Annotated in this window: 23 protein-coding genes; 13 read left to right on the top strand and 10 right to left on the bottom strand. The window is 63.6% G+C overall.

Annotated elements, in window-relative coordinates; all coding sequences use genetic code 11:
• Positions 1-15: 15 nt before the first annotated feature.
• Positions 16-1,560 carry an amino acid permease gene (locus QRN52_RS11995; protein WP_284752948.1) on the bottom strand — a complete coding sequence of 515 codons (1,545 nt, stop codon included), beginning with the start codon at positions 1,558-1,560 and terminating at the stop codon, positions 16-18.
• A gap of 135 nt (positions 1,561-1,695) precedes the next feature.
• On the opposite strand from QRN52_RS11995, the gene QRN52_RS11990 reads away from it, so the two are divergent.
• From QRN52_RS11990 to purM, 3 genes are all read left to right on the top strand, one after another.
• The gene (locus QRN52_RS11990; RefSeq protein WP_284752947.1) at positions 1,696-2,079 is read left to right on the top strand and encodes a hypothetical protein; all 384 of its coding nucleotides are present in this window, start codon (positions 1,696-1,698) and stop codon (positions 2,077-2,079) included.
• 62 nt (positions 2,080-2,141) lie between these two features.
• Positions 2,142-3,761 carry an amidophosphoribosyltransferase gene (gene purF, locus QRN52_RS11985; RefSeq protein WP_284752946.1) on the top strand — a complete coding sequence of 540 codons (1,620 nt, stop codon included), beginning with the start codon at positions 2,142-2,144 and terminating at the stop codon, positions 3,759-3,761.
• Entirely contained in the window at positions 3,758-4,915 is a 1,158-nt protein-coding gene (purM, locus tag QRN52_RS11980) for a phosphoribosylformylglycinamidine cyclo-ligase (RefSeq protein WP_284752945.1), read from the top strand. Before purF ends, purM begins: the two co-directional genes overlap by 4 nt.
• 68 nt (positions 4,916-4,983) lie before the next feature.
• Here purM and QRN52_RS11975 read toward each other — a convergent pair whose 3' ends face one another.
• From QRN52_RS11975 to QRN52_RS11945, 7 genes are all read right to left on the bottom strand, one after another.
• On the bottom strand, positions 4,984-5,769 hold the full coding sequence (locus tag QRN52_RS11975; RefSeq protein WP_284752944.1) for a VOC family protein: 786 nt from the start codon (positions 5,767-5,769) through the stop codon (positions 4,984-4,986).
• Positions 5,770-5,798: 29 nt separating this feature from the next.
• Entirely contained in the window at positions 5,799-6,779 is a 981-nt protein-coding gene (locus QRN52_RS11970; RefSeq protein ID WP_284752943.1) for a TIGR03086 family metal-binding protein, read from the bottom strand.
• Positions 6,776-7,105 carry an ArsR/SmtB family transcription factor gene (locus QRN52_RS11965; protein ID WP_284752942.1) on the bottom strand — a complete coding sequence of 110 codons (330 nt, stop codon included), beginning with the start codon at positions 7,103-7,105 and terminating at the stop codon, positions 6,776-6,778. The genes QRN52_RS11970 and QRN52_RS11965 overlap by 4 nt, the downstream gene beginning before the upstream one ends.
• Before the next feature lie 64 nt (positions 7,106-7,169).
• Complete coding sequence (locus tag QRN52_RS11960; protein WP_284752941.1) at positions 7,170-7,970, bottom strand: amino acid ABC transporter ATP-binding protein; 801 nt, start codon at positions 7,968-7,970, stop codon at positions 7,170-7,172.
• Positions 7,967-8,908 (bottom strand): amino acid ABC transporter permease, encoded by a 942-nt coding sequence (locus QRN52_RS11955; RefSeq protein ID WP_284752940.1) that lies wholly within the window; start codon positions 8,906-8,908, stop codon positions 7,967-7,969. Before QRN52_RS11955 ends, QRN52_RS11960 begins: the two co-directional genes overlap by 4 nt.
• Positions 8,905-9,849 (bottom strand): ABC transporter substrate-binding protein, encoded by a 945-nt coding sequence (locus QRN52_RS11950; protein WP_284752939.1) that lies wholly within the window; start codon positions 9,847-9,849, stop codon positions 8,905-8,907. Before QRN52_RS11950 ends, QRN52_RS11955 begins: the two co-directional genes overlap by 4 nt.
• Positions 9,836-10,912 (bottom strand): succinylglutamate desuccinylase/aspartoacylase domain-containing protein, encoded by a 1,077-nt coding sequence (locus QRN52_RS11945; protein ID WP_284752938.1) that lies wholly within the window; start codon positions 10,910-10,912, stop codon positions 9,836-9,838. Before QRN52_RS11945 ends, QRN52_RS11950 begins: the two co-directional genes overlap by 14 nt.
• A gap of 112 nt (positions 10,913-11,024) precedes the next feature.
• On the opposite strand from QRN52_RS11945, the gene QRN52_RS11940 reads away from it, so the two are divergent.
• A complete protein-coding gene (locus tag QRN52_RS11940; RefSeq protein WP_284752937.1) occupies positions 11,025-11,651 on the top strand; it encodes a GntR family transcriptional regulator in 627 nt (208 codons plus the stop codon).
• Positions 11,652-11,807: 156 nt separating this feature from the next.
• On the opposite strand, the gene QRN52_RS11935 is transcribed toward QRN52_RS11940, so the two are convergent.
• Positions 11,808-12,041 carry a DUF3073 domain-containing protein gene (locus QRN52_RS11935; protein ID WP_028265518.1) on the bottom strand — a complete coding sequence of 78 codons (234 nt, stop codon included), beginning with the start codon at positions 12,039-12,041 and terminating at the stop codon, positions 11,808-11,810.
• 243 nt (positions 12,042-12,284) lie between these two features.
• On the opposite strand from QRN52_RS11935, the gene QRN52_RS11930 reads away from it, so the two are divergent.
• Positions 12,285-12,887, top strand: coding sequence for a septum formation family protein (locus QRN52_RS11930; protein ID WP_284752936.1), 603 nt, complete (start codon positions 12,285-12,287; stop codon positions 12,885-12,887).
• Positions 12,888-12,903: 16 nt separating this feature from the next.
• Here QRN52_RS11930 and clpB read toward each other — a convergent pair whose 3' ends face one another.
• Positions 12,904-15,573: an ATP-dependent chaperone ClpB gene (gene clpB / locus QRN52_RS11925; RefSeq protein WP_284752935.1), complete on the bottom strand. Its 2,670-nt coding sequence runs from the start codon at positions 15,571-15,573 to the stop codon at positions 12,904-12,906.
• A 225-nt stretch (positions 15,574-15,798) separates the two neighbouring features.
• Between clpB and QRN52_RS11920 the strand changes: the two genes are divergently transcribed.
• The 8 genes from QRN52_RS11920 (at position 15,799) to QRN52_RS11885 (ending at position 20,740) form a co-directional block, all read left to right on the top strand.
• A complete protein-coding gene (locus QRN52_RS11920) occupies positions 15,799-16,137 on the top strand; it encodes a YciI family protein (protein WP_284752934.1) in 339 nt (112 codons plus the stop codon).
• Positions 16,138-16,241: 104 nt separating this feature from the next.
• Positions 16,242-16,709: an SRPBCC family protein gene (locus QRN52_RS11915; RefSeq protein WP_284752933.1), complete on the top strand. Its 468-nt coding sequence runs from the start codon at positions 16,242-16,244 to the stop codon at positions 16,707-16,709.
• 17 nt (positions 16,710-16,726) lie between these two features.
• Positions 16,727-17,596: a DUF4031 domain-containing protein gene (locus QRN52_RS11910; protein ID WP_284752932.1), complete on the top strand. Its 870-nt coding sequence runs from the start codon at positions 16,727-16,729 to the stop codon at positions 17,594-17,596.
• Positions 17,593-18,372, top strand: a complete 780-nt coding sequence (locus QRN52_RS11905) for a 2-phosphosulfolactate phosphatase (RefSeq protein ID WP_284752931.1) — start codon at positions 17,593-17,595, stop codon at positions 18,370-18,372. Before QRN52_RS11910 ends, QRN52_RS11905 begins: the two co-directional genes overlap by 4 nt.
• A 100-nt stretch (positions 18,373-18,472) precedes the next feature.
• Positions 18,473-18,802 carry a PadR family transcriptional regulator gene (locus tag QRN52_RS11900; protein WP_284752930.1) on the top strand — a complete coding sequence of 110 codons (330 nt, stop codon included), beginning with the start codon at positions 18,473-18,475 and terminating at the stop codon, positions 18,800-18,802.
• Between the two features lie 2 nt (positions 18,803-18,804).
• Positions 18,805-19,185 carry a DUF1048 domain-containing protein gene (locus QRN52_RS11895; RefSeq protein WP_284753000.1) on the top strand — a complete coding sequence of 127 codons (381 nt, stop codon included), beginning with the start codon at positions 18,805-18,807 and terminating at the stop codon, positions 19,183-19,185.
• Positions 19,182-19,982 (top strand): ABC transporter ATP-binding protein, encoded by an 801-nt coding sequence (locus QRN52_RS11890; RefSeq protein WP_284752929.1) that lies wholly within the window; start codon positions 19,182-19,184, stop codon positions 19,980-19,982. The genes QRN52_RS11895 and QRN52_RS11890 overlap by 4 nt, the downstream gene beginning before the upstream one ends.
• Entirely contained in the window at positions 19,979-20,740 is a 762-nt protein-coding gene (locus tag QRN52_RS11885; protein WP_284752928.1) for an ABC transporter permease, read from the top strand. The genes QRN52_RS11890 and QRN52_RS11885 overlap by 4 nt, the downstream gene beginning before the upstream one ends.
• Positions 20,741-20,756: the final 16 nt, after the last annotated feature.

Here is a 20,756-nt window from a genome sequence, read left to right as displayed (position 1 = left end):
GGCCCGCGAGTGTTGCTAGTTGAGCAGCTTATCCGCGTCGATCGTCAGGTGCTCCTGCTCGGCACTCGTCATGAACGTCCGACGCCCCGTGGTGTACCACAGCACGGTGGCAAGGAGGAAGACGACCACGACGGCGATCGGCGCGTAGTTGAAGGTGTCGATGGTGATATCTGCGACGGGCGGAAGAACGAAAAGAATCACAATGATGGCGACCCACACAATCGCTACCCAGTTGATGATGGGACTCCATTTCCCGAGGTGCCACGGGCCCGGTACGAAGTCCTTGTTGAGCCTGCGGAGCAACACCGGGGTGATGTACGCGATGTAGAGGCCAATGACGGCCACGCTCGTCACGGCAAAATACGCGGTTGTATTGAACAGGGCGGGGGACGCGAGCACAATCGCGCAGCCAACGCAGAGCCAGATTGAATTTGTGGGGGTACCACTCCGGGCGTTGACTTTGGCCCAGATGCGGGAGCCTGGCAATGCATTGTCGCGGGAGAAAGCGTAGGTCATGCGTGAGTTGGCGGTCACTGACGCCATGCCGCAGAAGAACTGTGCTCCCACCACGATGGCGAGGAGGAACTTCGCTACGCCGGGGTTGCCCAGCGCATCCAGGAAAATCTGTGCGGGCGGCAAGCCGGTCGGCGTAGCGCCAAGGGTGGTCAGGCCGTCCTCTGAGCCGTTCGGGATCGCCGCGACGAGTGAGTAGAGCAGAATCCAGCCACCAATGATGGAGATGACGACGCTCATGACAATCCCCTTCGGGGCCGCAATGGCTGCGTTCTTGGTCTCTTCGGCAACGTGGGCCGAGGCATCGTAGCCGGTGTAGGTGTACTGCGACATGAGCAGGCCCATGAGGAAGACGTACGGCCCGAAGGTGAAGCCGGTTTCGTTGTGCCACGCGGTCATCGTCCAGTCGAAGGACTGGTGGCTCGTAGGCATGATCCACAGCGCCGCCACGATGATCGCGACGCCCACGATGTGCCACCAGGCCGAGACATTGGACAGGAAACTGACAATCTTGACGCCGAAACTGTTGAGCAGGGCGTGGATGACCATGAGGACGACGAACAGCGCGAACGTACCGCCAGGGGTGGGCTCGACGCCGAAAGTCAGGGCCGCGAAAGCCATCATTGTGGTGGCGCAGCCGAAGTCGATCGCAGCCGTGACGGCGACTTCACCGAGGAAGTTGAACCAGCCGACGTACCAGGCCCAGGCCCTCTTGTTACGTTTGGCGAGCCTGCCCGCCCAGAAATACAGGCCACCGGCTGTGGGGTACCGGGAGCAAACCTCGGCCATGGAAAGGGCCACGCACAGGACCAAGAGACCGACGATGGGCCAACCCAGGTTGATGGCAGCCGGGCCGCCGGACTTGAGCGCAATGCTGAAGGAGGTGATGCAGCCAGCCAAAATCGAAATGATGGAAAACGAGACTGCGAAGTTGGAGAAGCCGGACATGCCGCGATGTAGCTCTTGCTTGTAGCCAAGCTCGGCGAGGGCCGCAGCATCTGCGTCTTGCACAGCCTGCACCTTCGCTGCCGTAGAACGATCACTCATGATTATTCTCTTTCTAAACGGAAGGGGGAACGGGCCGACACCGCTCGCATCGATAGTGACCCACTTCACATCGATCTGTCAATGGTCTGACTTCAGACCACAAACCAACCTTCTCGAAACGGTAAGCTGGAAGGCATGGTTTCTGAGGGTTCGAACGCCGACGGCACGTCACAAAACAGCACGTCACACAGCAGCACGGCACACAACGCCGCGCCACAGGACAGCGCCACCGCGGAACGCCGCGGGATCACGGTCCGCCGTGCGCCGAAGTTTGTTCCATTCATGGGACTGGGCGGGGTCCTCGGCATCATCGTCGCCGCATTCGTGGCCTACGGGATCCCGGGCGACGAGAGTTTCGACACCGGGGCGGTGTTCGGGTTCTTCCTTGTGAGCTTCGCCGCGGGCGGCGTGCTGCTGGGCGCCATCGCGGCCCTCGTCCTCGACAAGCTCAGCGTGCAGCGCTCCCGGCGTGCCGTCGTCGAGTCTGTACCCAACCCGACAGACGACGCCGAGGCATAGGATCCCGGTCACAATGTCGCGTGAGGGAAAGTACCACGCCAACATCATGCGACAATTGACCAGTGGCACGTGGCGACGGAAAACTTTCTCATGATCTTCTCCCCGACGAAAAAGGACCTCAGGACGCTTGTGGCGTCTTCGGGGTCTGGGCGCCGGGCGAAGAAGTAGCAAAACTCACCTATTACGGGCTGTATGCGTTGCAGCACCGCGGACAAGAATCGGCTGGTATTGCTACCAGTGACGGCAAGCGCATCAATGTCTACAAGGACATGGGCCTCGTGTCCCAAGTCTTCGACGAGACAACCCTGAACACCCTCACCGGGCACCTTGCCGTCGGCCACTGCCGCTACTCCACCACCGGAGCAAGCCACTGGGCAAACGCACAGCCCACCTTGGGCGCAACGGCCACAGGCACCGTTGCCCTCGCGCACAACGGCAACCTGACCAACACCGCTGAGCTCCGGGAAATGATCCTCGAACTCAACGGCGGTCAGCTGACCGGAGAAATGAAGCAGGGCAACACCTCGGACACGGCCCTGGTCACCGCCCTCCTCGAAGGCGAAGAGGGCAAGACCCTCGAACAAACCGCGCTTGAGCTGCTTCCCAAGATCCGGGGCGGCTTCTGCTTTGTGTTCATGGACGAAGGCACCCTCTACGCCGCCCGCGATACCTTCGGCATCCGCCCCTTGTGCCTTGGCCGCCTCGAGCGCGGCTGGGTTGTCGCGTCGGAGCAGTCCGCCCTCGCAACCGTCGGCGCGAGCTTCATCCGCGAGATCGAGCCCGGCGAGTTCATCGCCATTGACGAGAACGGCGTCCGTTCCCAGCGTTTCGCGGAAGCGACGCCGGCCGGTTGCGTTTTCGAGTACGTCTACCTTGCGCGCCCCGACGCTGCGATTGCCGGGCGCTCCGTGTACGAGTCCCGCGTGGAGATGGGCCGCCAGTTGGCCCGCGAAAACACCCAGGTAGCGGACATCGTCATCCCGGTCCCCGAATCCGGAACTCCGGCGGCAGTGGGCTATGCCGAGGAATCCGGCATCCCGTTCGCGCACGGCTTCGTCAAGAACTCCTACGTGGGCCGCACGTTCATCCAGCCCTCGCAGACCTTGCGCCAGCTCGGCATCCGGCTCAAGCTCAACGCCCTCGAATCCGTGATCCGCGGCAAGCGCGTGGTGGTGGTGGATGACTCGATCGTCCGCGGCAACACCCAGCGCGCCATCGTCAGGATGCTCCGCGAGGCCGGCGCCGCAGCCGTCCACGTCAAGATCTCCTCCCCACCCGTCCAGTGGCCCTGCTTCTACGGCATCGACTTCGCGTCCCGCGCTGAACTGATCGCCAACGGTGCCACCATCGAGGAAATCTCCCAGGCTATCGGAGCGGATTCGCTGGCGTACATTTCCGAAGACGGCATGATCGGCGCCACCCAGCAGCCGCGCGAACGCCTCTGTACCGCCTGTTTCACCGGCCAGTACCCCATCGCACTTCCGGGTTCGGACAAACTGGGCAAGAACCTCCTGGAGCGCACCGACCTCGGCGGGCTGCCGACGTCGGGCATCTCCGCCGAAGCCGTAACCGCGGACTCGGACGACCCGGCCAACAAGCCCGGTGCCACGGGCTGTGATCCCGGACCCGACGCCGAGTTTGAGAACCTGCTGACCGACGCCGATAAGAAAGAGTCTGTATGACCTCCGCATCCTCCGCCGCTGAGAACACAACCGGCATCACCTACGCGTCCGCCGGCGTCGACGTCGAAGCGGGCGACCGCGCCGTCGAACTCATGAAGGACGCCGTCAAGGCGACCCACAACAGCTCGGTGCTCGGCGGCGTCGGCGGCTTCGCCGGCCTGTACGACGTCTCGAAGCTGCTCACGTACAAGAGGCCGCTGCTGGCCACGTCCACGGACGGCGTCGGCACTAAGGTTGCCATCGCCCAGGCCATGGACATCCACGACACCATCGGCTTCGACCTGGTCGGCATGGTGGTGGACGACATCGTGGTGGTGGGTGCAGAGCCGCTCTTCATGACCGACTACATCGCGTGCGGCAAGGTTGTCCCCGAGCGCATCGCGGACATCGTCCGCGGCATCGCCGCCGCTTGCTCCGTGGCGGGCACTGCCCTCGTGGGTGGCGAAACCGCTGAACACCCGGGCCTGCTAGGTGAGCACGAGTACGACGTCGCCGGTGCGGCTACCGGTGTCGTCGAAGCCGACGCCCTGCTTGGCCCGGACCGCGTCCGCGCCGGCGACGTCGTGATCGGCATGGCTTCCTCGGGCCTGCACTCCAACGGCTACTCCCTGGTCCGCCGCGTGATCAACCACGCCGGCTGGGCCCTGGACCGCCAAGTCTCCGAACTCGGCCGCACCCTGGGCGAAGAACTGCTGGAGCCCACCCGCGTCTACGCCGCCGACTGCCTGGACCTCGCCCGCGCGTTCCCGGTCAGCGGCCTGGCTACTGCGCCGGCCGTCCACGGCTTCAGCCACGTCACCGGCGGTGGCCTCGCAGCCAACCTGGCCCGCGTCCTGCCGCAGGGCCTCGTGGCCACGGTTGACCGCGCCACGTGGGAACTGCCGGCCATCTTCAAGCTGGTCTCCGAGCTCGGCAATGTGCCGCTGGCCGACCTTGAGCGCACGCTCAACCTCGGTGTCGGAATGGTGGCCATCGTGTCCCCCGAAATCGCCGACGCCGCCGTGGCCCGCCTCAACGAGCGCGGTTTGCCGTCGTGGATCATTGGTACCGTAGCCGCGGACTCGGACTCGATCATCAAGAGCGGCCCGGACTACGTCCAGGGCGCCAAGGGCGTCGACGGCGGCGCGGTGCACCTCGTGAACGCCTACGCCTAAAGGGTCTTAAGCCAAAGAGTGCCCACCCAATTGCCGGATTCGGCAGTTGGGTGGGCACTCGCTTTTGCTTAGGAGCTTTCGCCGGCCATCACGCTGAAGGCCGCTCCGGCAGGATCGCCGAGAACTGCCATGCGGCCGATGCCGGGCACATCGAAGGCAGGCGCGAAGACCTGGGCTCCGAGTTCAACGGCCTTCGCCACGGACTCGTTGACGTCCGCAACATTGAAGTAGGTCATCCAGAACGGCGGCATTCCCTCCACGGGCTGCTTCATGGCGCCGGCCACGGACTTCCCGTCCACCACGAGCTGGGTGTATTCCTGCAGGTCGCCGGCCGCGGCCGTCTCGCTGGAGCACCCCGTCACGGATTCGTAGAAGGCCACAGCCTTGGGGACGTCGTTTGTCTGCAGCTCGCTCCAGACCACCGTTCCCGGTTCATTGACCAACCCGGCGCCGTGGTGGTTTCCGGCCTCCCAAAAACCAATCTGAGCGCCCGCCGGATCGGCGGCGAAGAACATCCGGCCGCTCCCGTTGGGGACGCTGTCCGGCGGGAAGAGGATGTTGCCGCCTGCCGCCGTCGCGCGCTCAGCGGCCTCATCCACCGAATCGACGGCGAGGTAGTTGGCCCAGAAGGACGGCGCCCCGGCCGCAGCCATGTCCGGCATCTGCTGCATCAGGCCCGCCACATAGCGGTCCTGCAGCTTGGCCATGTAGTAGGTCATGCCGTTGCCGGCATCCATCGCGTCCAGTTCCCAGCCGAACAGATCACGGTAGAAGGCCTTGGAAGCCTCGATGTCCGACGACGACAGGTCCACCCAACACGGAGTTCCCTGCTTGTAGCTATCAACCTGCGGCATTGCTATCCCTTCGTTGAGTAGCCTTGAGCTTAGGCGTGAACAGTCCGGCCCGTGAAAGCGACCAGGCGTTCCAGGCTGGATGACGTCTCGGCGACTTCCTGGGCCGGGGCGAAGCTGCCGCTTGCGCGGACCTGCTCGCTGATGGTGTTCTGCGCGAGGACCTCGACGTAGTCGGTGAGCTCATCCGCCACCGACACCTCGAGGCCCAGGGCCTTGGAGAAGTCCCAAGCGTGGACCAGGAACTCGAGGTTGAGGATGGAGGCGACCATCGCGGCCGGTAGCTCGGCGAAGCCCATGTCGATGGTGCCTTCGAGGCCGCGGCGGTAGAAAGCTTCCAGCGTGGGCTGGGCGAGGTCGGCGATGCGCACCTCAGGCGACTTTCCGGCGTCGTCGGCTACGTCGGCACCCAGGGCCTTGGCGATGTTGGCAATTGAGCCGGCAAGGTGGTCGAGCAACTGCGAGACGTTGAAATCGGCGCACGGAGTCTGGGTCTGCGCGTCGGCTTCGGTGACGTGCGCCAGAACGCGCTGCACGATGGCAAGCGTGGCGTCCGCAGAAGTGAGTTCGTTGAGATCGGCAGGGGATGCTGCCCATTCGTCGGCACCGGCGTCGCCCGTGGCCGCCTCGGCGAGGAGACGGTCGAGGTAGTGGTTCCAGCCCTCGGAGTGGGCGGCGACGGCTTCCGGCGTCGGAAGGCCTTCGTGCACCAGGCGCACGCTGGTCCCGCCGTCAGCAGGCTCAAGGGTGATGGCCACGGTGGAGACGTTGTCCGCCGGGGCTTCAGGCTGCTCCCAGCCCCAAGTGAAGACGACGCGCTTGCCCGGCTCGATTTCAGTGAACGTTCCGGCCGCGTGGTGACCGGGCGTGATTGTCCAGCGGTACTCGCCGCCCACCTTCAGGTCGACGCGTGCGGCAACGGTCTGCCAGCGGCGAAGGCGTGCAGGCTGCGTGATGAGTTCGAACGCCTGGTCGACGTTGAGGGGAAGAAGAATGGTCTTGTCGTAAATCATGGTGATTCCTCTGTTGTTTGAAGTCGGTCGGTGGTGAAGTTTTGTGCGTCAGCGAGGAGCATGTCCAGCTCAGCGGTCCAGAACTGCTCAAAAAGCATCCGCAGTTCCCTCATGCCGGCATTGTCCAAGCGGTAGAAGCGGTTGCGTCCTTCTTTGCGGGCAGCAACGAGGCCTACCTGCTCCAGCAACAACAAGTGCTGGGAGACGGCGGATCTGCTCACCGTGAATTCGCCGGCCAGCTCCGTCACGGTGCGCTCACCCGCCGCAAGCAGGTGCAACAGACGCCGCCTGTTCGGCTCCGCGGCAACTTCCAGTCGGTCGAGCATGCTTAATACGTTAGCCGTCACTAACGCATTCTGTCAACAACTTTCGAGAGCGCACTATCAACACCTACAGAACTGCCGACAAAAACGCCTTGGTCCGCTCATGCTGCGGGTTGCCAATGACCTCTGGGGCGGCACCTTCCTCAATGATCCGTCCGCCGTGCATGAACACCACGCGATCCGCCACGTCGCGGGCGAAGCCCATTTCGTGCGTCACAACAATCATGGTCATTCCCGTCCGGGCCAGGTCCTTCATCACCCTGAGGACTTCGCCCACGAGCTCCGGATCCAGCGCCGACGTCGGCTCGTCAAACAGCATCAACTTCGGCTGCATGCACAGGGCCCGGGCGATCGCCACCCGCTGCTGCTGCCCGCCCGAGAGGTGCCGCGGATAAGCATCCGCCTTCTCCGAGAGGCCCACCTTCTCCAACAAATCCAATGCCCGACGGCGGACATCCACCTTGCGTTGTTTGAGCACCCTGAGCGGGGCTTCCATCAGGTTCTCCAGCACGGTCATGTGCGGGAAGAGATTGAAATGCTGGAAGACCATCCCGATATCGGTGCGGTCGGCGCAGATTTCGTTGTGGGACTGTTCGTGCAGCTTGTCCCCCTTGATCCGGTAGCCCACGGCCCTGTCCCCCACCCACAGCAGACCGCCGTCGATCTTCTCCAGGTGGTTCACGCACCGCAAGAAGGTGCTTTTCCCCGAGCCGGAAGCCCCGATCAGGCAGACCACTTCACCGCTTTGGACGTGGAGGTCAATGCCTTTGAGGACCTCGTTGTCGCCGAAACTCTTGCGCACGCCTTCCGCGCGTACCAGCGTAAGCGCCTCCGGCGCGCTCCGGCTTTCCGTAAGTTCGATGGTCATGACTGCCCGCCCTTTCCTGAGCCGTGCGTGGAGTGAACCCTGAAGAATTTCCGCAGCCGCTCGGCAGCGGTCGGCGGGACGGAACGGGACGTTCCCCGCGCGAAGTGCCGTTCCAGGGAACCCTGACCCACCGTGAACACGGTGGTGACGATGATGTACCAGATGCTGGCCACCAGGAGCAGGGGAACAACCTGCAGGTTCTTCGAGTAGATGATCTGGGCGGAGTACAGGAGCTCGGGGACAGCCAGGACACTGACAAGCGACGTCATCTTGAGCATGCCGATGAACTCGTTGCCCGTGGGTGGAATGATGACGCGCATGGCCTGCGGCAGGATCACCCTGGTGAGGGTCTGGATACGGGACATGCCGAGGGCACCCGCAGCTTCGCCCTGGCCTTGATCGATGGACTGGATGCCTGCCCTGACAATCTCCGACATGTAGGCGGCCTCGTTAAGCCCCAGGCCAAGGATCGCCGCGGCGAGGGGTGTGATGGTCTGGTTGGCGTCCAGGCTGACGCCGGGGATACCGAAAGTGATCTCCGGGTACAGCGCCGACAAGTTGAACCAGAACAACAGCTGGACCAGGACCGGCGTGCCACGGAAGATCGTCACGTAGGCGCTTGCCGAGGCCTTGACGACGGGGTTTGCCGAAAGCTGCATGACGGCAAGCAGCACGCCGAGCCCCACCCCGAGGGCCATGCAAACAACCGTCAAGAACAGGGTGATGCCGATCCCGTTGACGATGGCGACATCGCGGAAATACAGGGCCACCTTGTCCCAGCCGAAACGGGGATTGCTCACCGCGGAAACAAGCAGCAAGATCACGACGGCGGCTACCGCAGTACCAGCCACCCACCGCCAGGGGTGCCTGGCTGGGACCACGGTGAACTGCCCGCGGTCCGTTGTTCCGATCTCAGGGACGGTGATCACGCCGCTCATTTCGCACCACTAGCGTCCACGGCATCGGCGCTGATGGTCACCGAGTCCGGGATTCCGTACTTCGCGTTGATCGCCTTGTACGTGTCGCCCGCGAGCAGCGCCCTGACCGCCGCGACGACCGGCTTGGTCAATGCCGAACCCTTGGGCATGGCGATACCGACCGGCGTCGGTTCGAAGTCCTGATTGCCCGCGAGCTCGAAAGCGCCCCCTGAAAGCTTGCTTGCGTAGCCCATGCCGACAAGACCTGAGAGGACGCTGTCGACACGGCCGGAGATGAGGGCGAGGTTGGCTTCGTTCTGCGAGGGAAACAGCTGAATGTCAATCGGCGCCTTGCCGGCGTCGACGCACTGCTTCGAAAACGCCGGAAGGGTCTCGATCCCCTGCGTGGTTCCTTTCTCGCCACCCACCTTGGTGCCGCACAGCGTCATCGCGTTGAGGGACAACTTCCGGGGGTTGCCCGCCTTGACGGCAAGGCCTGAGCCGCTGCTTTGGTAGGAGGCGAAATCGGCATTCATCTTGCGTTCGGCCGTGACATTGAAACCCGAGATGCCGACGTCGTACTTGTTCGAGCTCACCCCAGGCAGGATGGTGTCGAAGGTCGCGGGCACCATCTTGACTTCGAGCCCCAGCGTCTCGCCGACGGCTTTCGCAAAGTCTGCGTCCCAACCGACAACCGTCTTGCTGTCAGCGGCGTAGAACTCATAGGGCGCGAAGGTGGGGTCTGTTCCAACCACCAGCGTCCCTTTGGCCTTGACGTCCGGGGGTAAGAGATTCGCGGCGGACTGGTTGAAGGGTGCCGCCGGGATCGCGGCGTCGTTGCCGGGAATGGAACTGGCCGCGGCTTCCTTGCCGGCGTCGAGTGATGCCGTGGTGCAGCCGCTTAGCCCGACGGCGGCTGCCAGCAGCAGGACGCCTGTGGAGATGTAGCTAGGACGGTTCATGATTGCCTTTCTCATAGCTTGTTCCGTGGTCAACGGCGATGTTGACCACGGTGGTGCCGACATTGACGAGGGCGGGATGCCGAACGATTGCAACCACCCCGTCAATGGGTGCAAAAAAGTCTTTTGGAGGACGGTCAAGCTCTTCCACGGAGTGGACCCGGGCCACGAGGTCTCCGGCCCTGACCTTCTGGCCAAGTTCCACGAGCGGCTCAAGGATGCCGGCCATCGTGGAATGAACCGGGGATTGGGCCGTGAGTTCGATCCACTGGATCGGGGCTGTGGCGACCCGCCCGGCGTCGCGCGCACCGCCGTCGGAGGCCGTCTCGCCGCTGGCAGCGGCGTCCTTGAGCACACCCCAGTGGCCGAGCAGAGAACGAAGTCCGGTCCTGGCCCTGTTGAGGATCGGCAGGGATACGGTTCCCCTGCCACCAAGTTCGGTCGAGATCATCGGTACGCCGGCCCGATCCGCAGCGCCGCTGATGGAGCCCGACTTCAGCATGGGCTTCACCACGACGGAATATGGGGCATTGAACGCGGCTACCGCCGCCGCCTTCTCGGCCCATAGCTCCGGCGTCGGTCCTTGGTAGACGAACGCTGACGGAACATATTCGGACGCAATTCCCCCGGAGTGGATGTCCATGACAAAGTCAGCCATCGGGATGAGTTCTCCGGCCACAATCGAGGCGATCTGGAGGGCCGGCCCGCCATCGGCGCGGCCCGGGAGGGCCCGGTTCAGATTGACCCGGTCCACACTGGAAACGCGTCTTCCCTCGCGGACAGCGGCGATATTGAGGGCGGGGAGGATGATCAGCCTCCCTGTCACCTCATCCGGGTTCAAAGTGCGGATGAGTTCCTGGAGCAGGATCTGGCCTTCATATTCGTCACCATGCGTGCCGGCGGCCAGGAGGACGGTGGGGCCGTCTCCACCACTCAGCACGGCGATCGGAGACGGGATGACAGCGGCGTCATTCTCGTTGTCCGAATGTTCGATCTCCAGGTAACCCAACTGCTTGCCGACGGCGGCAAAATCGATCCCGGGTATGCGTGGAATGTGCAGGCTCATAGGGCAACTTTCATCGGGGTTGGTAGGATTGGATTCACTGTATACAGTGAATCCTGTGATGTAAAGCACGTAGGATTGAGCAAGTTTTGATACCGAAAAGGGGATGAGGCGAATGGCCGCGCAAGCTGCCAAGGGGATGCGGCCACTGAGCGAGCACGTCTACGACAGGATCAGCAATGAGATCGTCAACGGCGTGGTCGAGCCTGGCGCTCCCCTGGTCCAGGAACAACTGGCCGAAGAATACGGCGTTTCCCGGACGCCTGTCCGCGACGCCCTGAACCGCTTGGTCCACGAAGGACTCGCCACTTTGGTCCCGGGCGCAGGATATTTTGCGACGACACTGACCCGCTCAGCTGTCGAGGAAGTCTACGAGGTGCGCAAGGCCCTCGAGATCATGGCCATCAGGCAGTGCGGGGCCAAATACACAAACCTGCAGCTCGCCCGGCTCGAACTGCTTATCGCCGAGGGTGCGGCAAGCGCGGATCCGGAGGAACTCTTTACCGCGACGCGGGCGTTCCATTTGGGCCTGGCGGCGCCTGCCCCCAACGGATTCCTGCTGAAAACGCTCGAATCCGTCTGGGACAACCCCGTTCAACGGCTCATCAGCCGCTCGTATCCCTTGGACGACGCCAAGCTTGAGCGCGTCGCGGACGCCCACCGGAAGATCCTGGCTGCAGCCCGCGCCAACGACCTCGAAACACTGATCCCCTTGCTGGATCTGTGCCACGAGAAGGACTGACCGGCAGAAGGAGACGAAAAAGGCCCGTAGCGCACGCCGATTATGGCGCGCCCTACGGGCTAGATCGTTTTGGGTGGCATCCGGGGATGCCAAATGACTTCGTGTACGACGGCGGTACGCAACTCGATGCCGAAAGGCACCTGATTGTTGCTACAGCTATCCGATACGGCGGGTGTCTACCTCGTCGTCATCGTCTTCCAAGTCCTGTGCGTACTTGTCCTCGTAAGCCGAGTAGTCCGGCTCCGGTGGATCGTCCGCAAATCGGCTCGTCGCACGACTTGATGGCCCGGTCAGCTCCCGCTGAAGGGCCGAATAGTCAGTGTTCGGGGAGTAGTACTTGATGTCCCGAGCCTGCTTGGTAGCTTTTGCCTTTTGACGGCCGCGCCCCATGGCGTGACCCCCTTTTGTACTTGGACCGGAGGTGGTCACCTTGGCGATCGGTGAGGCCCCGGAATGTTTGGTCAATTTGTCGTATGTCTAGATTACATGCTTTCTGGAGCAACTGCGTGCCACGACCTTCGCGAAAGCGGCGTCACAGTTCCACCTGGCGGTATCTCCATTCGTTGGCATGAAAAACTTGGGTAGAGTCGCCCTAATATCGGGCCGCACGCACGAAAGGCAGCAAACTCAGACATGGGCCAGGACAACACGATCCCGGGCAACAACGGTACAGGCGACAACGAGCCGCCGGTAGACCCTCGTTCAGGGACCCTGCGGACAGCCCTGGACGCCATAACGCGGTATCGGCTCATCATCGGCGGCATTGTGCTGGCTGTATTGATCCTCATCGGGGTAGTGATCTGGGTGCTCGTTGGAGCCCTCGCCAACCACCCTGCGGCGGCGCCCACCCCCGCCCCGGCCACGTCCACCAGCCGCGGCCCGCTCCCGGCGGATGTCGAGGCAAAGGACTACCAGCTCGGTGATTGCTTCGCCGATTTCGACTCCAACGCCACCAAGTCCAAGGTGGTGGACTGCACTACCGACCACTCGGCCCAACTGGGCTCCATCTTCCGGTACAAGGCTGACGACACCTTCCCCGGTGCCACGGCCTTGCGTGACAAAGGCCGCGAAATCTGCCGTGACGTGATGCTCAACGAGGCCTCCACCAAGTACGCACTCCTGCAGCAGAACGTGTACCCGAGCGCCACCAGCTGGGACAACGGTGACCGCCGCGTGGACTGCTTCATCGTGGTGAACTCGGGAAACACGCTCAAGGAGTCCGTGCTGCAAAAGTAGTCCCGCGCGGCTTCGGTTAGTCCTTCCGCCTCACGGTCAGGCCGCTACCCGCCGGAGCTCCGCCGTCGGGACCCGTCAAAGCTTCGAGGCCCTCGATGGTGAGTTCGTCGACGTCGGCCGCGGTGTCCACCAGCACGGTGTCGCCGTCCACGATCTCTCCGGCGAGGATTTCCTTGGCCAGGCGGTCGCCGATCTCGCGTTGGACCAGCCGTCGCAACGGACGGGCGCCGTAGGCGGGATCGTAACCGGACATCGCGAGCCAGGCCCGGGCGCCGTCGCTGACCTCAAGGGTGAGCCGGCGGTCGTGCAGCCGCTTGGTCAGCTCGTCCACGTGCAGCTCGACGATCCTGGCGAGCTCGTCCACGCTGAGCGGATCGAAGAGCACAATCTCATCGAGGCGGTTGAGGAACTCCGGCTTGAAGGAGGCGTTGACCACGGCCATGACCGCATTTCGCTTCGCCGTGGCGTCCAGGGTCGGATCCACCAGGAACTGGCTGCCCGAGTTGGAGGTCAGCACCAGGATGGTGTTCCGGAAGTCCACGGTGCGGCCCTGCCCATCGGTGAGGCGACCGTCGTCGAGCACTTGCAGGAGGATGTCGAACACCTCCGGGTGGGCCTTCTCCACCTCGTCGAGCAGGATCACGGAGTACGGGCGCCGGCGGACCGCTTCGGTGAGCTGGCCGCCTTCCTCGTAGCCCACGTATCCCGGAGGGGCACCCACCAGCCGGGCCACGGAGTGCTTCTCCCCGTACTCGGACATGTCGATCCGCACCATGGCGCGTTCGTCGTCGAACAGGAAGTCAGCGAGTGCCTTCGCGAGCTCGGTTTTACCGACGCCGGTAGGACCGAGGAACAGAAACGAACCCGTGGGGCGGTTGGGATCGCTGATCCCCGCACGGGCGCGGCGGACGGCATCGGAAACGGCGGCCACAGCCTTGGACTGGCCGATCAGGCGCTTTCCGATCTCCTCTTCCATGTGCAGCAGCTTCTGGGATTCTCCCTGCAGCATGCGGCCGGCGGGGATCCCGGTCCAGGCCGAAATGACCTCGGCGATATCATCCGCCGTGACTTCATCCGCGACCATCAGTGCGGGCTTCGCTTCACCGCGCGCTTCCCGGGCCGACTCTTCCTCGGCTGCTGCGCTGAGCTCGCGCTCCAATGCGGGCAGTTCGCCGTAGAGAATGCGTGAGGCAGCTTCAAGGTCGCCTTCGCGCTGGTGTTTTTCGGCGGCCGAACGCAGTTCGTCGATTTTCGCCTTGAGGTCGCCGACACGGTTGAGCCCGGCCTTCTCGGCTTCCCAACGGGCGTTTAGCGCCGCCAGGGCTTCCTTTTTGTCCGCCTTGTCCGCGCGGAGTGCAGCGAGGCGTTCGATGGAGGCCGCATCGGTCTCCCGTTCGAGGGCCAGTTCCTCCATGGTGAGGCGGTCCACGGCACGGCGGAGCTGGTCGATTTCCTCGGGAGCGGAATCGATTTCCATGCGCAGACGGGAGGCGGCCTCGTCCACGAGGTCGATCGCCTTGTCCGGCAACTGACGGCCCGAGATGTAGCGGTTGGAGAGCGTGGCTGCGGCCACGAGGGCGGAGTCTGCGATCGCAACCTTGTGGTGGGCCTCGTAGCGTTCCTTGAGGCCGCGGAGGATCCCGATGGTGTCCTCCACGCTCGGCTCGCCCACGAAGACCTGCTGGAAGCGGCGTTCAAGGGCAGGGTCTTTCTCGACATTTTCGCGGTACTCGTCCAGGGTGGTGGCGCCGATGAGCCGCAGCTCGCCGCGCGCCAGCATTGGTTTGAGCATGTTGCCTGCGTCCATGGCGCTTTCGCCGGTGGCACCGGCGCCCACCACCGTATGGATTTCGTCGATGAATGTGACGATCTGCCCGTTGGAGTTCTTGATCTCCTCCAGCACGGCCTTGAGCCGTTCCTCGAATTCACCGCGGTACTTCGCGCCGGCCACCATGGACGCGAGGTCCAGCGCGATCAGGGTCTTGCCCCGCAGGCTTTCCGGGACGTCCCCGGCCACCATGCGCTGGGCAAGACCTTCGACGACGGCGGTCTTGCCGACACCGGGTTCGCCGATCAGCACCGGGTTGTTCTTGGTGCGACGGCTCAGGACCTGGACGACCCTCCGGATTTCGCTGTCCCGACCGATCACGGGATCCAGCTTGCCGGAGCGAGCGACGGCTGTGAGGTCCATGCCGTATTTCTCGAGCGCCTGGAAGGTGTTTTCCGGGTCTTGCGAGGTGACTTTCCGGTCGCCGCGGACACCCGGCAGGGCGGCGAGGAGCGCTTCATGGGAGGCACCGGCGTCGCGCAGTAGCTTCCCCACGGCATCGCTACCGGCAGAGAGCCCCAAGAGGAGGTGCTCTGTGGACACGAAGGAGTCTCCGAGTTTCTCGGACTCGTTCTGGGCGGCCTGGATGGCCTGCATGGAAGGACGCGAAAGCTGCGCTTGCTGCACGGAACTGCCCGACGACGACGGCAGGGCCTTGATGGCCGAACTCGCCTGCACGCTCACGGCATCCGGGTCCGCTCCAGTAGCGCGCAAAAGTGCTACCGCGACGCCCTCGCGCTGGTCCATGAGCGCTTTGAGCAAGTGGGCTGGCTCCAGCTGCGGATTTCCGGCGGTGGAGGCGTTCATGGCCGCCGCGGAAAGAGCCTCCTGGCTCTTGGTGGTGAATTTGACGTCCATGGAAGAGCTCCTCTCGGGAAAGACGACTATTTCTCAAAGTTGAGTCTACTATGCTCAACTTTGGCGAATCATCCCTCCTGCTCCATGTTTGCCGACGGCGAAACTGCTGTCCATAGCCTTCTCCGCTTACCTTGAAAAGCCCCTCGCTGTTTGCGATCCCTAACCCTAGGATCAGGTGTGACCGGGTGGAACACCGCCTGGCGAGCATGAGAAAAAGGACACGTAATGAAGAAGTTCGTAGTTCTCTACAATGCACCGCAATCGGCGGAATCGATGATGGCTGACAGCACCCCTGAGGCAGCAGCAGAAGGCATGAAGCTGTGGATGGACTGGGCCGCGAAGGCTGGCGATGGGCTTGCCGATCTTGGCACACCCCTCGGTGGCGGCAAGGTGGTCGGGAACTCTGGAGTGTCCGATGCAGAGACCGGCGTGGGCGGTTACAGCGTCCTGCAGGCAGAGGACATGGACGGAGCCCTGAAGCTCCTCGAAGGCCACCCGCATTTCCTCATGGCACCCGAAGCCTCGATCACCGTCTACGAAGCGCTCGACATCCCGGGCATGTAAAGCTGCACCCGCCATCGAAATCGTGGGTCCGGGCCGCGCGCTGCGTGCCGGAACACAGCACGCGGCCCGCACCCACTCTCGACAAAGCGCCGTACGATATGCACATGGCACCCTTCACAGTCACTCGCAACGCACTGATCCCTGCCGCACCCTCCGACATCTTCCCCTTCGTCAACAACTTCCACGAGTGGACCAAATGGTCTCCGTGGGAGGCCGTTGACCCCCAGCTGAGCCGCAGCTACTCGGGCAACGAGTCCGGCGTCGGAGCAAAGTATGCCTGGAGCGGCAACAACAAGGCCGGCACCGGAACCATGGAAATCGTCGGCTCGGAGGAGCCCGGCAAGATCGACATCCGCCTCGAATTCACCAAGCCCATGAAGGCAGTCAACCCCACAGGGTTCACGTTCGTGCCCGAAGGGGACGGCACCCGCGTCACCTGGACAATGTCCGGCGAGAACAAGGGCCTCGGCAAAATCTTCGCTTTGTTCATGAACATGGACAAGATGGTGGGCGGCGACTTCGAAAAGGGCCTGACCGCACTCTCAGCGGTTGCCACCCGGAAAAACTCCTAGTTTCCCGGGCGCAGGCCATGGCCGTCTACGTTGATCCGCCGCTGTGGCCCGCGCACGGGACCGTGTTTTCCCACCTCGTCTCGGACACATCGCTCGAGGAGCTGCATGCCTTCGCTGAGGCCGCGGGAATTCCCGAGCGCGCCTTCGATGGCGACCACTACGACGTCCCGGAACGCCGCTACCAGGATCTCCTCTCGGCAGGCGCCATCCCCGTGGAGGCCCGAATTTTGGTGCGGAAACTGATTGCGAGCGGCTTGCGGATCCCCGCCCGCCAACGCAGCAAGGCGCTCACCGTGCCCTTGCTGGAGCGCTGGAATTCGACACTTCCGGAACACGAGGAGCTGGGTTTTGAGCTCCTCGAACGCTGGGGCGAGGACCATCGGAAGTACCACAGCCGCACGCATTTGCTGGCGGTCCTGGAAGCCTTGGACCTCCTCAGCGAACCCGCTCTGCCTGCGCGCTCAGTGACGTTGGCCGCGTGGTTCCATGACGCCGTCTACGAGGGAATCGCCGGGCAGGACGAAGAGCAATCGGCCAGGCTGGCCGAAGACCGCCTGGCCGTTGCGGGGCTCCCCGGGCCCGTGATCGACGACGTTGCCCGGCTGGTCAGGCTGACCTCCACCCACAGCCCCGAACCGGGAGACCAGGCCGGCGCCCTCTTGTGCGACGCCGATCTCTCCATCCTCGGAGCGGAACCAGCGGCTTACGCCCGCTACCTGGCTGCTGTCCGCGAGGACTACGCCCACGTCAGCGATGCCGACTTCGCTGCCGGCCGGGCCGCCGTCGTCCGCCAACTGCTCGCCCTGGATCCGCTCTTCCACAGCGAACGCGCGAAAAGCCTGTGGCTGGATGCCGCCCGCCGCAACCTGGAGGCCGAACTGTCATGACCATGGCGGGGACGGTGCACCGGCAGCTTCCGTTCAGGGTGAGGTTTGAATGGGGGCTCGACGGCGCCCGTTCGGTTGCGTCCGGAGTGGACCTCGCCGTCGTGGTCGACGTCCTCACCTTCACTACCTGCGTCAGCGTCGCCGTCGATCGGGGGGCCATGGTGTTCCCGTACCCGTGGAAGGATGCCGGGGCCGAGGATTTCGCCGCCCACCATGATGCCCAACTGGCCGGTCCGAGAGGTGGAGGCGGACTGAGCCTCTCGCCGTCGAGCCTGCGGGAGGCGCGCCCGTTGGGCCGGGTCGTGCTGCCCTCACCCAACGGCTCTTCCATCGCGCATGAGCTTGCCCCGGAAGTCCCGCTCATCGCGGCCGTGTCACTTCGCAACGCAGCCGCCACCGCGGATTGGGTGGCGGCCGAACTCCCTCCGGACGCAGTGGTGGCGGTGATCGCGGCCGGGGAGCTATGGCCCGGCGGTTCGCTCCGGCCCGCAGTGGAGGATCAGATCGGAGCCGGCGCGTTCATCGCCGGGCTCGCTGCCGCAGGCTGGGGCGGCTTCACGCCGGAGGATGGCAGGGAAGGTTTCGCGCCGGAGGCAAATGCCGCGATGGCCGTGTTCAACGCCGCCGAACCCCGGCTCCATGACGCTCTGCGAGGCTGCTCAAGCGGCCGTGAGTTGATAGGCGCAGGGTACGCGGACGACGTCGAGATCGCCGCCGAACTTGACGCCGGGACTGCTGTGGCCCTCTTGAGGGACGGCGCGTTCCGACGTCCTTGAGTCCGCCTCGGCGCAGTTCCATTGAGGTCTTGCACTTCCACTACTTAGCGCTACTATGTACTAGTAGCTAGTAACACTGAGTAGTGAAAGGAGGTGTCCAATGGGCAAGCAGATGACGGAGATGCTCAAGGGGACCCTGGAGGGCATCGTTCTGGCTCTCCTGACCGGGAATCCCGCGTACGGGTACGAAATCACGACGCTTCTCCGGGGGCAGGGCTTCACCGAGATCGCCGAGGGCACCGTGTATGCGCTGCTCGTCAGGATCGAGCAGAAAGGCCTCGTCGACGTCGAGAAGCGGCCGTCCGAGAAGGGCCCGCCGCGCAAGGTCTATTCGCTCAACGAGCAAGGCAAGAAGGAACTGGACGAATTCTGGAACACGTGGAGTTTCCTGTCCGAACGACTGGAACACCTCCGAAAGGAAGGAAAGTGAACATGGCCGCAGGGTGGATCGAGCAGCTCACGGGATCGCTCGAACAGAAGAAGCAATACCGGCAAAATAAGACACGCGTGGAACAGCTTCCCGCGGACTATCGCGCGGCGGCGACCGCGCTGGAGCGCTACCTGATGTACTTCGGGGCCATCACCAAGGGCGATGTGCTGCTGCGGATGCTCGGGGACCTCACCGATCTCTTCGAACAGAGCGCCGCGGATGGAACGCCGATTCGCGCGATCGTCGGTGACGACCCGGTGGAGTTCGCTGAAACGTTCATGCGCAACTACACGGGCGGGCAGTGGATCAACAAGGAGCGTGAACGCCTCGTCAAGGCAATCGACGCCGCTGCCGGGGACGATGGGAGGGAGGGGGAATCATGAGCAATGGCTCCACCACCCGCGAACCCGCGATCCGCGTGCAGGGCATGGAAAAGTCCTACAAAGAGCTGCACGTGCTGCGCGGCGTGGACTTCGACGTGGAACCGGGCAGCATCTTCGCCCTTCTCGGCTCCAACGGAGCGGGAAAAACCACGATGGTGAAAATCCTGTCCACACTGCTGAGTCCGGACGCCGGCACGGCCACCGTCAACGGATTCGACGTCGTAACCCAAGCGCTGCGGGTCCGGGAATCCATCAGCCTCACCGGACAATTCGCAGCAGTCGATGAAATCCTCTCCGGCCGGGAAAACCTGGTGCTTGTTGCCAGGTTGCGGCACCTGAAGGACCCCGGCCAAGCGGCGGATGATCTTCTGGCGCGCTTCAACCTCTCCGAGGCAGCATCCCGAAAAGTGTCCGCGTATTCGGGGGGCATGCGCCGTCGCCTTGACATCGCCATGAGCCTGATCGGCCAGCCCGAGGTGATCTTCCTCGATGAGCCGACCACCGGGCTCGACCCCGAAGCACGCATCGAAGTGTGGCAGGTAATCCAGGAGCTCGCGAATCAGGGCACCACTGTTCTGCTCACCACACAGTATCTCGACGAGGCCGAACAACTCGCGGACCGGATCGCCATCCTTCATCAAGGGCGCATCATCGCGAACGGGACTCTCGCCGAGCTAAAGCAACTACTCCCACCGGCGAAGGTCGAGTACGTCGAAAAGCAGCCCACCCTGGAGGATATCTTCCTTGCACTTGTGGGGAACCAGGGCAAGGTCGCGTCAAGTAAGGACCAGTCATGAGCACACACTTCTTTGGAGACACGTCCGTCTTGCTGGGCCGCTCCATGCGCCACATTTTCCGTAGCGCGGACACCATTATCACCACCGCGATCACGCCGATCGCCCTCATGCTGCTGTTCGTCTACGTGTTCGGCGGAGCCATCAAGACCGGCACCGAGAACTACGTCAATTACCTGCTGCCGGGAATCATGCTGATCGCGATCGCATCAGGCATCGCTTACACCGCCGTTCGCTTGTTCACCGACATGAAGAGCGGTATTTTCGAGCGGTTCCACTCCATGCCGATCGCACGATCATCCGTGCTGTGGGCACATGTGCTGACCTCCATGGTGGCCAACGGTCTCTCCCTCGTGATCATCGTGCTGGTGGCCTTCCTGATGGGATTCCGCACATCGGCAAGCCTGCTGGAGTGGCTCGCCATCATCGGAATCCTGGCGCTGTTCACCCTCGCGCTCACATGGCTCGCTATCATCGCGGGCCTGACAGCGAAGTCTGTAGACGGCGCCGGCGGGTTCTCCTACCCGCTCATCTTCCTGCCGTTCATCAGTTCGGCCTTCGTCCCCACGGCCACCATGCCGGGTCCCGTGCGTGCCTTCGCCGAGAACCAGCCGGTCACGTCGATCGTCAACACGATCCAGGATCTGTTTGAACAACGGCCGATCGGTAGCGACATATGGGTCGCCCTGGCATGGTGCCTCGGCATCCTCGTTCTCGCGTACTTCTTCGCTACGGCCGCCTACCGGCGCAGGATCAGCTAAGCAGCTGCGGACCCAA

The organism is Arthrobacter sp. efr-133-R2A-120 (assembly GCF_030209835.1).
GTDB lineage: Bacteria > Actinomycetota > Actinomycetes > Actinomycetales > Micrococcaceae > Arthrobacter.
The sequence above is the reverse complement of the archived record's forward strand: the minus strand, read 5'-3'. Positions and strand labels throughout refer to the sequence as shown.